A 13,644-nucleotide genomic window follows, 5' to 3' on the forward strand; every position below is an offset into this window, starting at 1 on the left:
GCACGGCGGCGAGCCGGGCCACGGCGGCCGGATCGGCGTGCTCCACCGGCACGCGGCGCGCGCCTGGCAGGACATCGGCGACGAGCTCAAGCCCGGTTCCGGTGATGACCGCGGGGCCGGCCCCGGCCAGCTCGACCAGGCGGGCGCAGGCGGTCTCCACCGGCAGGGCGTCGGGCGCCATCAGCGGCTTCCCGCCGGCGAAGGCCTGCAGGTAGACTTGGCCCCGCTTGGCGTCGAGCACGGAAAAGACCGCCGACGGCCCCTCAAAGGGCTCGGCCAGGGCCTCCAGCACGCCGATGCCGATCACCGGCCGGTCGAGGGCCGCGCCTAGACCCTTGGCGAAGGCCAGACCCACGCGCAGGCCGGTGAAGGAGCCCGGACCAATGGTCACGCCGATGCGGTCCAGACGATCAAAGCTGAGCTCGGCCTCGGCCATCACCTCGTAGACCAGGGGGGCCAGGCGCTCCTGGTGACCGCGGGCCATGGGCTCCACGCGTGAGACCAGCACACGCTCGTCCTCCAGCACGGCGGCCGTGCAGGCGGTCAGGCAGGTGTCGAAGGCGAGCGTGATCATGCGCGCCCGGCGCTACACGATCCCCCCAGCCAGGGAAAGGGCCAGGGGCCGCAGGCGACCCTAAAGCGTCTGTTCGACGCGGGTGACCTCGGGAACATAGTGCTTGAGCATGTTCTCCACCCCGGCCTTCAGCGTGGCCGAGGACGAGGGGCAGCCCGAGCAGGCGCCGCGCATGTGCAGCCACACCACGCCGGTGTCGGCGTCGAAGCGGTTGAAGACGATGTCGCCGCCGTCCTGGGCCACCGCGGGACGGATGCGGGTGTCCAGAAGGTCCTTGATCTCGGCCACCACCTGGGCGGTCTCGCCCTCGTAGACGGTGTCCTCGTCGTGGCCGCCGCCCTGGGCCGCCTCGCCGGCGAACAAGGGCGCGCCGGAGGTGAAGTGGTCCATGATCGCCGCCAGGATCGGCGCTTTCAGATGCGACCAGTCGTGGTCCGGGTCCTTGCCAACGGTCACGAAGTCCGGGCCGTAGAAGACCCGCACGACGCCGTCGATGCCGAACAGCTCGGCGGCCAGCGGCGAGGCGGCGGCGGCCTCGGCGTCACGGAAGTCGCCTGAGCCCTCGGTCAGCACTTCGCGGCCGGGCAGGAACTTCAGAACTTCGGGGTTCGGGGTGGCTTCGGTCTGGATGAACATGCGGCAGATGTGGCGCTTCCGCGGGCGGACCGCAAGCATCCCGAGGGCCGCACGCGCGGCTGTGCGTCGCGGCATGATTGAACCCCCCGCGGAAAGGGTGTATCGCGCCCCGCTCTTTGTCGGCATGGGGCCGGAAAGGGAACACGTGTTCCCGGAGACATTGGATGCCTGATCCGGCCGGCGCCGCCCCCGAGGCGGCCGAGGAGTCGCATCACTCCCCGAACAAGGAAAGCTTTGCCGCCCTGGCGCTCGGCGCCATGGGCGTGGTGTTCGGCGACATCGGCACGAGCCCGCTCTACGCCATGCGCGAAGCCCTGCACCACACCCGCCATTCGGTGAGTTCGGAGCTGGCGGTGCTGGGGGTCGTGTCCCTGGTCACCTGGGCCCTGATCCTGATCGTGACGGTGAAGTACGTCGTCTTCCTGATGCGGGCCGACAACAAGGGCGAAGGCGGCACCCTGGCCCTGATGGCGCTGGCCCAGCGGTCTCTGGGGCGGCAGTCCACCGCGGTCTTCTTCCTGGGCGTGATCGGCGCGGCGCTGTTCTATGGCGACGGCATCATCACCCCGGCGGTCTCGGTCCTGGGCGCCCTCGAAGGCCTGAAGGAGGCGCCGGGCATAGGCGCCAGCCTCAGCACCTATGTTCTGCCGGCTTCCGCCGTCATCCTGGTGGCCCTGTTCCTGATCCAGTCGCGCGGCACCGCCAGCGTGGCCAAGTGGTTCGGTCCGATCACCCTGATCTGGTTCATCGTCCTGGGCGGGCTCGGCCTCTATCACATCGCCGAGGACCTCTCGATTTTCCGCGCCCTGTCCCCGCACTACGGCGTGGTCTTCCTGCTGAAGAACGGCTTCATCGGTTTCGTCATCCTGGGCAGCGTCTTCCTGGCGGTGACCGGGGCCGAGGCCCTCTATGCGGACATGGGCCATTTCGGGAAGACGCCGATCCAGGCCGCCTGGGTCTTCCTGGTCCTGCCCTGCCTGCTGCTGAACTATCTGGGCCAGGGCGCCCTGGTGCTCGCCCACCCGGAAGCCCGGATCAATCCGTTCTTCCAGATGATCCCGGAGGCCATCTACTGGCCGGTCCTGATCCTGGCCACCATCGCGGCCATCATCGCCAGCCAGGCGGTGATCACCGGCGCCTTCTCCATGACCCAGCAGGCGGTCCAGCTGGGCCTGTTCCCGCGCATCGACATCCGCCGCACCTCGGAGACCCAGGCCGGCCAGATCTTTGTGCCGCAGGTGAACACCTTCCTGATGGTCGGCGTGCTGATCCTGCTGTTCGCCTTCAAGACCTCCTCGGCCCTGGCGGCGGCCTACGGCATAGCGGTCACCGGCTCGATGTTCGTCGACACCCTGCTGTTCTACGTGATCGTCAAACACATGTGGAAGCGGCCGACCTGGCAGGCGGCTCTGGCGTCTGGCGGGTTCGCGATCTTCGACATCGTGTTCATCTCCTCCAACCTCCTGAAGATCCCGCAGGGCGCCTGGCTGCCCCTGGTGCTGGGCGCGGTCCTGGTGGTGGTGATCTGGACCTGGACCCGCGGCACCCAGATCCTGGCCGACAAGACCCGCCGCGACTCCGTGCCGCTGCTGGAGCTGTCGGAAATCCTCAAGGCCCGCGCGCCGCACCGGGCGCCTGGCACCGCGATCTTCCTGACCTCGGATCCGGACCTGGCCCCCGTGGCCCTGATGCACAACCTCAAGCACAACAAGGTTCTGCACGAGAAGAACATCATCCTGACGGTGTCCACCGCCGGCACCCCGCGCCTGTCCGACGACGAGCGGGTGAAGATCGAGCCGATCAACGAGGACTTCAAACGGGTCATCGTCCGCTATGGCTTCATGGAAAGCCCGAACCTGCCCAAGGCGCTGGGCCTGTGCCGCCGCCAGGGGCTGAAGTTCGACATCATGGCCACCAGCTTCTTCCTGGGCCGCCGCTCGGTGGTGCCCGCCGCCCACTCCGGCATGCCGCTGTGGCAGGATAAGTTGTTCATTTTCCTGATGAAAAACGCCGCCAACCCGACGGACTTCTTCAAGATCCCGCCCGGCCGCGTGGTCGAGCTCGGCACCCAGGTGACGGTTTAGGCCATGATGTTTCTCAGCCTCGCCGGCGACGTCCTGTGGATCATCGCCCTGTCGATCATGGCCGGCGGCTCGCGAGTGGTGTGGAGCCGCACCGAGCCGGACGTGACCATCCCGCTGCAGTTCGCCCAGAGCGGCGCTCCGACCTGGCGGGTGAAGCGCTGGATCGCCCTGATCCTGGTGCCGGCCCTGGCGCTGCTGGTGGGCGTCCTGCTGGTGGTCTTCAACCGCAACAGCGCCGCGGATCCGCAGAGCGCCCTGATCTTCTTCGGGGTCCGCGCTACCGCCGCCGGGCTCTTGGGCCTCGTCCATTTCCGGTGGTTGGGCAGCGTCATCCAGACCCTGGAGCGCGAGGGCGCGCTCAAGCCGCTGCAGTAGGCCCTGTTAGGGGTTGTGATTTCGAGGCTTTGGCCGTTTAAGGCGCCAAAGCCCCGCCTAGCTCTCGAAGGAATTCGCCATGGCCGCCGCCAAGTCGATCAAGAAAGTCGTCCTCGCCTATTCGGGCGGCCTGGACACCTCGATCATCCTGAAGTGGCTGCAGACCGAATACGGCGCGGAGGTCGTGACCTTCACCGCCGACCTGGGCCAGGGCGAAGAGATCGAACCGGCGCGGGCCAAGGCCCTGGCCGCGGGCGTGAAGCCCGAGAACATCTTCATCGAGGACGTGCGCGAAGAGTTCGTCCGCGACTTCGTCTTCCCGATGTTCCGCGCCAACACGGTCTATGAGGGCCAGTACCTGCTGGGCACCTCCATCGCCCGCCCGCTGATCGCCAAGCGCCAGATCGAGATCGCCCGCCAGACCGGAGCCGACGCCGTCAGCCACGGCGCCACGGGCAAGGGCAACGACCAGGTCCGCTTCGAGCTCGGCTACTATGCGCTGGAGCCCGACATCCACGTCATCGCCCCCTGGCGCGAATGGGACTTCAAGTCCCGCGAGGCCCTGCTGGACTTCGCCGAGAAGCACCAGATCCAGATCACCAAGGACAAGCGCGGCGAGGCGCCCTTCAGCGTCGACGCCAACCTGCTGCACTCCTCCTCCGAGGGTAAGGTCCTGGAGGACCCGGCGGTGGAAGCCCCCGAGTTCGTGCACATGCGCACCATCTCGCCGGAGGCCGCGCCCGACCAGCCGACCATCTTCACCATGGACTTCGAAAAGGGCGACCCCGTCGCCATCGACGGCGTGAAGATGAGCCCGGCGACCCTGCTGACCAAGCTGAACCAGCTGGGCCACGACAACGGGATCGGCCGCCTCGACCTGGTCGAGAACCGCTTCGTCGGCATGAAGTCCCGCGGCGTCTACGAGACCCCCGGCGGCACGATCCTGCTGGCCGCCCACCGCGGCATCGAAAGCATCACCCTCGACCGGGGCGCCATGCACCTGAAGGACGAGCTGATGCCGAAGTATGCGTCGCTCATCTATAACGGCTTCTGGTTCGCGCCGGAGCGCGAGATGCTGCAGGCGGCCATCGACTATTCCCAGAAGAACGTCACCGGCCAGGTCCGGGTGAAGCTCTACAAGGGCAATGTCACCGTCATCGGCCGCACCAGCCCCTATTCGCTGTACGACCAGGACCTGGTCACCTTCGAAGAGGGCAAGGTCGCCTACGACCACCGCGACGCCGCCGGCTTCATCAAGCTCAATGCGCTCCGCCTGCGCGTCGCCGCGAAGCGGGATCGGCGGGGCTAAACCTTCCGGAACCGCGGGCCCTGCCACGCCATGAGCGCCAGGGCCCAGTCGTCCGGGATGAGCTTGGCGAAGGCGGCGATGGCCTTGTTGGGCGCGCCGGGGACGCTGACCGGGCGGTTGGCCTCCACCGCCTCGTAGCCGATCGCCGCCACTTCATCGGCGCCCATCCACAGCCAGGGCGGGGTCGCCGCGCCGATCTGGCTGCGGGTGCCGTTCACGTCGTGGAACTCGGAATAGGTGAAGCCGGGACACAGGGCGGTGACATGCACGCCGGTCGCCTGGTTCTCCAGGTGCAGGCTCTGAGAAGCCTTCACCAGATAGGCCTTCACCGCCCCATAGAGGGTGTGGCCCGCTGAGCCGGGGACCAGGCCGGCCAGGGAGGCCACATTGACGATGCGGCCGAACCGGCGCTCCACCATGCCGGGCAGCACCCGGTGGGCGAGCTCGGTCGGCGCCTCCAGCATCACCCGAAGGAACGCCTGTTGGTCCGCGAGCCTGGTCTCAGCGAAGGTTCCAGGCAGGCCGTAGCCGGCGTTGTTGACCAGGGCGTCGACCACCCGTCCGTGGGCCTCCAGGTGGTCCAGGATCGCCGCCGGGGCCTCGGGCTCGGCGAGGTCGGCGGCGATGGTCAGCACCTCAACGCCGTGACGCAGGCCGATCTCCTCAGCCAGGCGCTCCAGCCGGTCGGCGCGCCGGGCGGTCAGCGCCAGGTCATAGCCATGGCTGGCGTAGATGCGCGCGAAGGCCGCGCCGATGCCGGCCGAAGCCCCCGTCACCAGCGCCAGTCTGCGGTCCATGCCGTGTCCTCAAGGCTTGAGCGTGTCAGGGCGTAAGGGTGGCCCTGACCGCGCCTGGCTTCAAGCCGCTCAGCCCCAGAAGCCGACGATCTGCTTCACCTCGGCCAGGATCGGGGCCGCAACCTCGCGGGCGCGGGCGGCGCCGGCGTCGAGGATGCGGTCAATCTCGGCCGGGTCGGACATGTAGCCACGCATGGCCTCGCCCACCGAGCCGAGCTTGGCGACGGCGAGATCCGCCAGCTTGGGCTTGAAGGAGCCAAAGCCCTGGCCCGCGAATTCCGCCAGCACGGCTTCCGAGGTCCGACCGTCCAGGGCGGCGTAGATGCCGACCAGGTTGTTGGCCTCAGGCCTGGCCTTCAGCTCGTCCATCGTCTCGGGCAGCGGTTCCGGATCGGTCCGCGCCTTCTTGATCTTCTGGACGATGGCGTCGGCGTCATCTGTCAGGTTGATCCGCGAATAGTCGGAGGGGTCCGACTTCGACATCTTCGCCGAACCGTCGCGCAGGGACATGATCCGCGCGCCGGGCCCTTGCGTCAGGGCTTCAGGCAGCGGGAAGAAGCCCGGAACCTCGTAGTCGTGATTGAACTTGGCGGCGATGTCGCGGGTCAGTTCCAGGTGCTGGCGCTGGTCCTCGCCCACCGGCACCTGGGTCGCCTTGTAGAGCAGGATGTCGGCGGCCTGCAGCACCGGATAGGTGTAGAGGCCGACGCTGGCGCGCTCCTTGTGCTTGCCCGACTTCTCCTTGAACTGGGTCATCCGGTCGAGCCAGCCGAGGCGGGCGACGCAGTTGAAGATCCAGGCCAGCTCGGCATGCGCCGTCACCGCCGACTGCGGGAAGATGGTCGCCACCTTCGGATCCAGGCCCGAGGCCAGATAGGCCGCCGCGATCTCGCGCACCTGGCTCTTCAGGAGCTTGGGGTCCTGCCACTGGGTGATGGCGTGCATGTCGGCGACGAAGATGAAGGTCTCGGTCTCGTGCTGCAGCCGGGTGAACTTCACCAGGGCGCCCAGATAGTTGCCCAGGTGCAGGGCGCCGGTGGGCTGAACGCCGGACAACACGCGGGCGAGACCCGCGTAGGCGACAGGAGCTTGGTCGGTCATGGGAAAACCTTGAGGGTAAATCGGGTCGTCAGAAGGCGCGCGCCAAGGTGCGCCGCGGAAAGCGGATCAGGCGCTGCGCCATCGCCAGGTGTTGTGTCCGGGACGAGCCATGGCAGGCTGATAGTCGGCCACGCGGCCTATCGCAAGCCTCAGCCTGCGTCGCCTCAGTCCGTCGCGGGGCCCTCCGCCGGCGCCGGCGCGCCGCCGCGGCGACGCAGGGCGGCCTTCAGCTCGGCCGGGGTCAGGCCGCCGAAGGCGAACAGCAGAGCCACATAGACGAGGGCGCCGGCGACACAGACCAACAGGACGGTGATCTCCTTGGCGTGCAGGCCGCCAAGGCTGAACCCGGCCAGGGGCGCCTCCAGCATCGGACGGAACTGCGAGGCCGCGAACATCGCCAGGCCCATGCCCAGGCTGGCCGCCGCCACCCGGGCCATCTTGAACCAGGCTCGGCCCGAGGGGTGATAGGCGGCCCGCGAGCGCAGGGTCAGGGCCATCTGGGCGACGGTGATCCAGGTGGCGATGCTGGTCGCCGCGGCGATGCCGACAAAGCCCACGGTGTAGAACAGGGCCACTCCGGCCCCGATGTTCACCGCCACCGAGATCAGCGAGAACCGCATCGGGGTCTTGGTGTCCTGGCGCGCGAAGAAGGCCGGCTGCAGGATCTTGACCAGCACGAAGGCCGGCAGGCCCCAGCCGTACTGGAACAGGATCGCGCCAGAGGCGGCGGCGTCGGCGTGGACGAAGGCGCCGCGGGTGAACAGGCCGTCCACCAGATAGACCGGCATGGCCATCAGGGCGGCGGCGGCAGGCAGGCACAGGGCCAGGGCGAAGACCAGGGCCTGGTCCATGGCGGCCTGGGCGTCATCTTCGTCGCCGGCCCCGAAGGCCTGGGACAGGCGGGGCAGAAGCGCGACCCCGATGGCGGTGCCGACCAGGGACAGGGGCAGCTGGTAGAAGCGGTCGGCGACACTCATCCACACCCGCATGCCCGAGACCTGGGAGGCGAGCATGGTGGAGATGAAGATGTTCACCTGGACCGCGCTGGAGGCGAGCGCGCCCGGAATGGTCAGCTTGATCAGCGCCTTGACCTCGGGGTTCAGGCGCGGAACCACCAGCCGGACCCTGGCGCCGGACTTCCAGGCGCCCCACCAGCACAGGGCGGCCTGGCCGATCCCGGCCACGATGGTCGCCCAGGAGGCGGCGTAGGCGGCCTCGACCGGATCGGTCTGCGGCCAGACGGCGGCCAGCATCACCAGGTTCAGAATGGTCGGATAGAGCCCATAGACGATGAACCGGCCTCGGGCGGTGAGCACCCCGGCCAGCAGCGAAGCCACCACCATGCAGGGCAGGTAGGGCATGGTGATCTGGGTCAGCACCACGGCCAGCCGGAACTTCTCCGGATTGGACACATAGCCCGGCGAATAGACCAGCATGATCCAGGGCATGGCCAGCTGGGCCACGATGGTCAGGACGATGGTGGCGGCGGCCATGGTGGCCAGGGCGTCGGTGGCCAGCTTGTCGGCCGGGGCGTCGCCCTCTGCAGCCAGCTTGCGCGAATAGGAGGGGACGAAGGCGGCCGCGAAGGCGCCCTCGGCGAAGATGCGCCGGAACAGGTTGGAGAACGCCTGGGCGGTGAAATAGGCGTCCGCCGCGGCGGTCAGGCTGGCGCCCATCCGCGCGGTGATCACCAGGTCCCGCGCCAGGCCCATGAACCGACTGACCAGGGTCAGGCCGGAATAGATCATGGAGGACTTGATCACGCCCGGCGCCTTGCGCGGCGCGGGGGCGGAACTCTCGGCGGGGGCGGGCTCGGCGGTCACGCCGGGCTCCATGCGCCCGCCGAGCGGGGACGGTCAAGCGTCCTCAACGTGCGACGCTGGCGCGGGCCTTCTGCAGGTTGGCGCGGGGCTTCACCCCAGGTGGGGTCTCGGCGGCTTCCAGGGCCTGCATCAGGCCGGCCTTGAGGCCCGACATCTGCTTGGCGTCGGTGACCTTCCGGCCGTCTGCGTCCACCACATAGAAGGCGTCCACGGCGCGCTCGCCATAGCCGTCGATGTGGGCCGACAGGATCGACAGGCCGGCGTCGGAGATCGGCTTGGCCAGGGCGGCCAAGAGGCCGGGACGGTCGCGGCCGGAGGCCTCCACCACCGTCGAGACCTCGGAGGCGTCATTGTCCAGCATCACGGTCGGGGTGATGGCGAAGGCGGCGGCGCGGCCCAGGTCGCTGATCTTCTTGGCCTCGACCTTGACCGGCTCGCCACGGCCGGCGGCCTCCAGACTGGCGGCCAGGCGCTCGAGGGTGCGCGGGCTGTCGGCGCCGAAGGCCGCGCCGGTGACGTCCTGCACATAGAAGACGTCCAGGGCCTGGCCCTTGCGCGAGGTGAAGACCCGGGCCCCCACCACATTCGCGCCGGCCCCGGTGATGGCGGCGGCGAGATCGACGAACAGGCGCGGGCGGTCGATGGCGGCGACCACCAGCTCCGAGGCGTTCAGGTCCGGTCGCACCCGGCCCAACGCTGCGGCGCCCTCCTTGGCGGCGCGCTTGGCGAGGGTGGCGTGGCCCAGCACCTCGGCGTCATTGAACGAGGTGAAATAGGCGTCTTCCATCGCCTGGAACCAGGCGGTGGAGGCCTTGTCCTGGGCCGACAGCCGGACGCGGGCGTCATAGGCGGCGTTCTCGTGGTGCCGGCGCACGGCGGCGGCGGCGTCCGAGCCCCGGCCGCCCCGGAACACCGCCTCGGTGGCGGCGTAGAGCTCGCGCAGCAGCTGGCCCTTCCAGCCGTTCCACACCCCTGGCCCGACGGCCCGGATGTCGGCCACGGTCAGCACCAAGAGCAGGCGCAGGCGCTCGGGCGTCTCCACGATGCGGGCGAAGTCGGCCACGGTGCGCGGGTCGGAGACGTCGCGCTTCTGGGCGTAGTCGCTCATCACCAGGTGATGCTCCACCAGCCAGGCGACCAGCTCGATACGCTTGCGGTCCTGGCCCAGGCGCTCGCAGGCCTGGCGCGCGGCCCGCGCCCCGGCCTTTTCCTGGCCCCCTGCCCCGCCCTTGCCGGTGTCGTGCAGCAGCATGGCCAGGAACAGGGCCTCGCGATCGTCGATCAGCGGCATGATCTGGCTGGCCAGCGGATGGTCGTCCTTCAGCCGGCCTGCGGCGATCTCGGCGATGACGCCCACGGCCCGCAGGGTGTGCTCGTCCACCGTGTACGAGTGGTACATGTTGAACTGCATCTGGGCGACGATGCGGCCCCACTCCGGCACAAACCGGCCGAGCACGTCGGCCTCGTTCATCAGGGTCAGGGTCCGCTGCGGATTGCGCCCGCGGGCCAGGATGTCCAGGAACACCTGCGCCGCTACGGGATCGCGCCGCACCTTGGGTCCGATCAGGGCCGCGTGCCGGTTGGCGTAGGTGAAGGCGTCCGGGTGCAGGTCCAGGTCCCGCTGATCGGCCAGCTTGAACAGCCGCAAAAGGTTGACCGGATCGGTCTCGAACACCTTGGGCCCATCCACGTTCAGGCGTCCGCCCTCCTCGTGGAAACCGGCGTCCAGCGCCTTCTTGCGCGGCGCGGCCCGGCCGGTCAGCAGGCGCGAGATGCCCTTGGGCTGCTGCTTGACCCGCTCGGCCTCCAGCTTGGCGGCGAACACCCGGGTGAGCGAGCCCACCTCCTTGGCGATCAGGAAGTAGCGGCGCATGAACCGCTCCACGGCCGGGGCGTCGCCGCGGTCGCCATAGCCCATCCGCCGGGCGATCTCCGGCTGCAGGTCAAACGTCAGCCGCTCCTCGGGCCGACCGGTGGCGAAATGCAGGTGGCAGCGCACCGCCCACAGGAAGTCGATGGCCCGGATGAAGGCGGCGACCTCCTTGCGGTCGAACATCTCCAGCGGCACGAAACCGTCCACCTGGGCGACCGGGTGGAGGTACTGGGCGATCCAGAACAGGGTGTTCAGGTCGCGCAGGCCGCCCTTGCCCTCCTTGACGTTGGGCTCGACCATGTAGCGGCTGGCGCCGGCCCGGTCCTGGCGCTCGTCACGTTCCTTGAGCTTGGCGGCGACGAACTGGGCGGCGGTGCCCTTGACCACCTCGGCCCGGAACCGGCGGGTCAGTTCCTCGGCCAGGTTCTCGTCACCGGTCAGGCGGCGCGCCTCGAGGATCGAGGTGCGGATGGTGTAGTCCTCGCGGGAGAGCTTGACGCACTCCTCCACTGTCCGCGAGGCGTGGCCGACCTTGAAGCCCAGGTCCCACAGCGCATAGAGCATGAACTCGATCACGCTCTCGGTGTGGGCGGTCTGCTTGTAGGGCCGCAGGAACAGCAGATCGAGGTCCGAGAAGGGCGCCAATGTGCCCCGGCCATAGCCCCCGACCGCCATCAGGCCCAGGCGCTCGCCCTCGGTGGGGTTGCGGGCCCGGAACATGTGCACCGTGGTGAAATCATAGAGCGCGGTGACCACCTCGTCGGTGACCCCGGAGATGAGCCGCGCCGTCTCGATACCGCCCGCGCCGTTCTCCAGGCGCTCCTTGGCGATCATCCGGCCGCGGAACAGGGCCTGTTTGAGGATCTCCAGCGCGCGCCGGCGTTGCTCGGCGGGATCGCCGGCGGCGTCCAGGGCGGCGGCGGACAGGTGGGCCCGCAGGCGCACCCCATCAACGACATATTCCAGGCGGGTCGGGCGCAGGCGTGGCGGCATGGTCCAGATATAGGCCAAGGATGCGGAATAGTCAGGCCGCCCCACACAACCTCAGTCCCATGCGAAAAGGGCCGGGACATGATGTCCCGGCCCTTCCGCGAGTTCAGGATATGTTCGGCGATCAGTTCGCCGCGACCTGCATGCCCGAAGCCTGGGCGTACTGGCGCAGCTGGCTCTTCGCATCGGCCAGGGAGGCGCGATAGCAGGACTTGAAGGCGCCCGCGAAGACCACCGAACCGGAGACTTCACGCTTGCACACCGTGCGGGCCGCGGCGTCGATCTCGGCGTTCAGCTGCGCGGCGGACTTGCCGGCGACCGAGACGCGGATTTCAGAGGCGCTGGCCGGGGCGGCGATGGCGAGGACGGCGGCGGCGGCGGTGGCGAGGGTGACGAGCTTCTTCAATCGAGTTCTCCGACGGGCGCCATTGCATTGGGATTATTCCCTGGCGCTTGGTGACGGCGTTCTACCGCCCACGGATTAAGGCTCAATTTCTATTCACGGTTTACCTGAAGTGACCGAAATCTATTCAAAGTATGAACTCGGATTGGGGTGTCGCTGACCTCCCAGCACCTCTGACAGGGTCTGAGTTCCATCCCACAGCACGGCCGACCAGCCACAGGCCCGGGCCGATTCCACATTGCGCGCGCTGTCGTCGATCAACAGCAGGTCCGACGCCGGCAGGCCCGTCCGTTGCTCAACGGCCCGGAAGAAGGCGGGGTCCGGTTTTCCCACGCCATAGTCGGCCGCATAGTGGATGGCGTCGAAGCGATCCTTGAGCCCCAGGGTCTCCCACAGATATCGCGCCCGGTGGTGTTCCTGCACCGTCGCCAGATGCAGCCTTGCGCCGCTCGCCCTGAGCCGGGCGAGATCGTCCAGCAGCGCCAGGTCCAGATGGGCGTCCTGGGCGAACCAGTAGTCGGCCAACGCCTGGCTGGTCAGATGCGGCGCGATCTCGGCCAGCACGGGCGCCAGGCGATCATGCAGGTCGGCCCGGCCCGTGACCACGTCCTGAAAGTGGGCGGCGAAGAATCGCTGCTGCAGTAGTCCGGGATCCAGGCCCAGGTCGGCCTGCATGTCGCGGTCCCAGCGCCGGCCGGCCGGATGTCGCACGACCACGCCGTCGACATCGACCATCAGGACCTTCACCGCATCAGGCCCTTGAGCCGGTAAAGGGCGTCCATCGCCTCGCGAGGGCTCATGCTGTCCGGGTCAAGGTCCGCCAGCGCCGCCTCGACCTTGCTCGCCTCAAAGGCGGCCTGGGCCGGCTCGGCCACGGCGGCGAACAGGGGCAGGTCGTCCAGGTGCGCGGGGGCGCCGGCCTCGCGCTCCAGACGCTCCAGCACCTCGCGGGCGCGGGACACCACCGCCGGCGGCACACCGGCCAGCTTGGCCACCTGCACCCCATAGGACCGGTCGGCGGGCCCAGGACCCGCCTCGTGCAGGAAGATCAGGTCCCCGTTCCACTCCTTGGCCTTGAGCGACAGGTTGGCGACGAAGGCCAACCGGTCCTCGAGCACCGCCAGTTCGTGATAGTGGGTGGCGAACAGGCCCCGGCAGCGGTTCACCTCGTGCAGGGCCTCGGCGCAGGCCCAGGCGATGGCCAGGCCGTCATAGGTGGCCGTGCCGCGGCCGATCTCGTCCAGGATCACCAGGGAGCGCGGCGTGGCCTGGGTCAGGATGGCGGCGGTCTCAACCATCTCGGCCATGAAGGTCGACCGGCCCCGGGCCAGGTCGTCACCGGCCCCCACGCGGCTGAACAGCCGGTCCACAACCCCCAGCCGCAGCCGGCGGGCGGGCACATAGCAGCCGGCCTGGGCCAGCACAGCCAACAGGGCGTTCTGGCGCAGGAAGGTCGACTTACCGGCCATGTTCGGGCCGGTGACCAGGGCCAGCCGGGCGCCCGCCACCCCGGCCCCATCCAGTCGGCAGTCATTGGGGGTGAAGGCCTCGCCGGCCCGGCGCACCGCGGCCTCGACCACCGGGTGGCGCGCCCCCTCGGCCTCGAAGGCGGTGGAGCGGTCGAGGATCGGCCGGGTCGCCCCGGCGTCTTCCGCCCACTCGGCCTGGCCGGCGGCGAC

At 69.0% G+C, this 13,644-nt stretch carries 12 protein-coding genes; 3 read left to right on the top strand and 9 right to left on the bottom strand.

The genetic code is table 11. From position 1 onward, the window contains the following. Both tsaB and ACFQ27_RS18980 read right to left on the bottom strand, forming a co-directional pair. On the bottom strand, positions 1-574 hold a 574-nt coding region (gene tsaB, locus ACFQ27_RS18975; protein ID WP_377354684.1), incomplete at its 3' end, for a tRNA (adenosine(37)-N6)-threonylcarbamoyltransferase complex dimerization subunit type 1 TsaB. Between the two features lie 60 nt (positions 575-634). Beyond that, positions 635-1,210, bottom strand: a complete 576-nt coding sequence (locus ACFQ27_RS18980) for a NifU family protein (protein WP_374344542.1) — start codon at positions 1,208-1,210, stop codon at positions 635-637. 164 nt (positions 1,211-1,374) lie between these two features. Here ACFQ27_RS18980 and ACFQ27_RS18985 point away from each other — a divergent pair, with 164 nt between their 5' ends. The 3 genes from ACFQ27_RS18985 to ACFQ27_RS18995 all read left to right on the top strand — a co-directional run bounded on the left by ACFQ27_RS18985 (position 1,375) and on the right by ACFQ27_RS18995 (position 4,978). Then, positions 1,375-3,294, top strand: coding sequence for a potassium transporter Kup (locus tag ACFQ27_RS18985; RefSeq protein ID WP_377354685.1), 1,920 nt, complete (start codon positions 1,375-1,377; stop codon positions 3,292-3,294). 6 nt (positions 3,295-3,300) lie between these two features. After that, the gene (locus ACFQ27_RS18990) at positions 3,301-3,669 is read left to right on the top strand and encodes a hypothetical protein (protein ID WP_377354686.1); all 369 of its coding nucleotides are present in this window, start codon (positions 3,301-3,303) and stop codon (positions 3,667-3,669) included. 79 nt (positions 3,670-3,748) lie between these two features. Then, positions 3,749-4,978: an argininosuccinate synthase gene (locus tag ACFQ27_RS18995; RefSeq protein ID WP_377354687.1), complete on the top strand. Its 1,230-nt coding sequence runs from the start codon at positions 3,749-3,751 to the stop codon at positions 4,976-4,978. Here ACFQ27_RS18995 and ACFQ27_RS19000 read toward each other — a convergent pair. The 7 genes from ACFQ27_RS19000 to ACFQ27_RS19030 form a co-directional block, all read right to left on the bottom strand. Next, a complete protein-coding gene (locus tag ACFQ27_RS19000) occupies positions 4,975-5,775 on the bottom strand; it encodes an SDR family NAD(P)-dependent oxidoreductase (protein ID WP_374343905.1) in 801 nt (266 codons plus the stop codon). The two genes, ACFQ27_RS18995 and ACFQ27_RS19000, sit on opposite strands and share 4 nt — an antisense overlap. A 69-nt stretch (positions 5,776-5,844) precedes the next feature. Further along, the gene (gene trpS, locus ACFQ27_RS19005) at positions 5,845-6,876 is read right to left on the bottom strand and encodes a tryptophan--tRNA ligase (RefSeq protein ID WP_377354688.1); all 1,032 of its coding nucleotides are present in this window, start codon (positions 6,874-6,876) and stop codon (positions 5,845-5,847) included. 164 nt (positions 6,877-7,040) lie between these two features. Beyond that, positions 7,041-8,699 carry a murein biosynthesis integral membrane protein MurJ gene (gene murJ, locus ACFQ27_RS19010; protein ID WP_377354689.1) on the bottom strand — a complete coding sequence of 553 codons (1,659 nt, stop codon included), beginning with the start codon at positions 8,697-8,699 and terminating at the stop codon, positions 7,041-7,043. Between the two features lie 43 nt (positions 8,700-8,742). Further along, positions 8,743-11,565 (bottom strand): [protein-PII] uridylyltransferase, encoded by a 2,823-nt coding sequence (locus ACFQ27_RS19015; RefSeq protein WP_374344544.1) that lies wholly within the window; start codon positions 11,563-11,565, stop codon positions 8,743-8,745. Between the two features lie 121 nt (positions 11,566-11,686). Then, complete coding sequence (locus ACFQ27_RS19020) at positions 11,687-11,968, bottom strand: UrcA family protein (RefSeq protein WP_374343911.1); 282 nt, start codon at positions 11,966-11,968, stop codon at positions 11,687-11,689. Positions 11,969-12,088: 120 nt separating this feature from the next. Next, positions 12,089-12,700: an HAD family hydrolase gene (locus tag ACFQ27_RS19025; RefSeq protein ID WP_377354690.1), complete on the bottom strand. Its 612-nt coding sequence runs from the start codon at positions 12,698-12,700 to the stop codon at positions 12,089-12,091. An 8-nt stretch (positions 12,701-12,708) separates the two neighbouring features. Continuing rightward, the coding region (locus ACFQ27_RS19030; RefSeq protein ID WP_449305023.1) for a MutS-related protein at positions 12,709-13,644 on the bottom strand (936 nt) is incomplete at its 5' end.

It is taken from the genome of Phenylobacterium conjunctum, assembly GCF_042679085.1.
In the GTDB taxonomy this organism is placed as follows: Bacteria; Pseudomonadota; Alphaproteobacteria; order Caulobacterales; family Caulobacteraceae; genus Phenylobacterium; species Phenylobacterium conjunctum.

What these genes read in the sequence shown, in the direction of transcription:
- ACFQ27_RS18990 (WP_377354686.1), top strand. Translation starts at nt 3,301, where the DNA reads ATGTTTCTCAGCCTCGCCGGCGACGTCCTGTGGATCATCGCCCTGTCG.
- trpS (WP_377354688.1), bottom strand. Translation starts at nt 6,876, where the DNA reads ATGACCGACCAAGCTCCTGTCGCCTACGCGGGTCTCGCCCGCGTGTTG.
- ACFQ27_RS19025 (WP_377354690.1), bottom strand. Translation starts at nt 12,700, where the DNA reads ATGGTCGATGTCGACGGCGTGGTCGTGCGACATCCGGCCGGCCGGCGC.
- ACFQ27_RS18980 (WP_374344542.1), bottom strand. Translation starts at nt 1,210, where the DNA reads ATGTTCATCCAGACCGAAGCCACCCCGAACCCCGAAGTTCTGAAGTTC.
- ACFQ27_RS18985 (WP_377354685.1), top strand. Translation starts at nt 1,375, where the DNA reads ATGCCTGATCCGGCCGGCGCCGCCCCCGAGGCGGCCGAGGAGTCGCAT.
- ACFQ27_RS19000 (WP_374343905.1), bottom strand. Translation starts at nt 5,775, where the DNA reads ATGGACCGCAGACTGGCGCTGGTGACGGGGGCTTCGGCCGGCATCGGC.
- ACFQ27_RS18995 (WP_377354687.1), top strand. Translation starts at nt 3,749, where the DNA reads ATGGCCGCCGCCAAGTCGATCAAGAAAGTCGTCCTCGCCTATTCGGGC.
- ACFQ27_RS19015 (WP_374344544.1), bottom strand. Translation starts at nt 11,565, where the DNA reads ATGCCGCCACGCCTGCGCCCGACCCGCCTGGAATATGTCGTTGATGGG.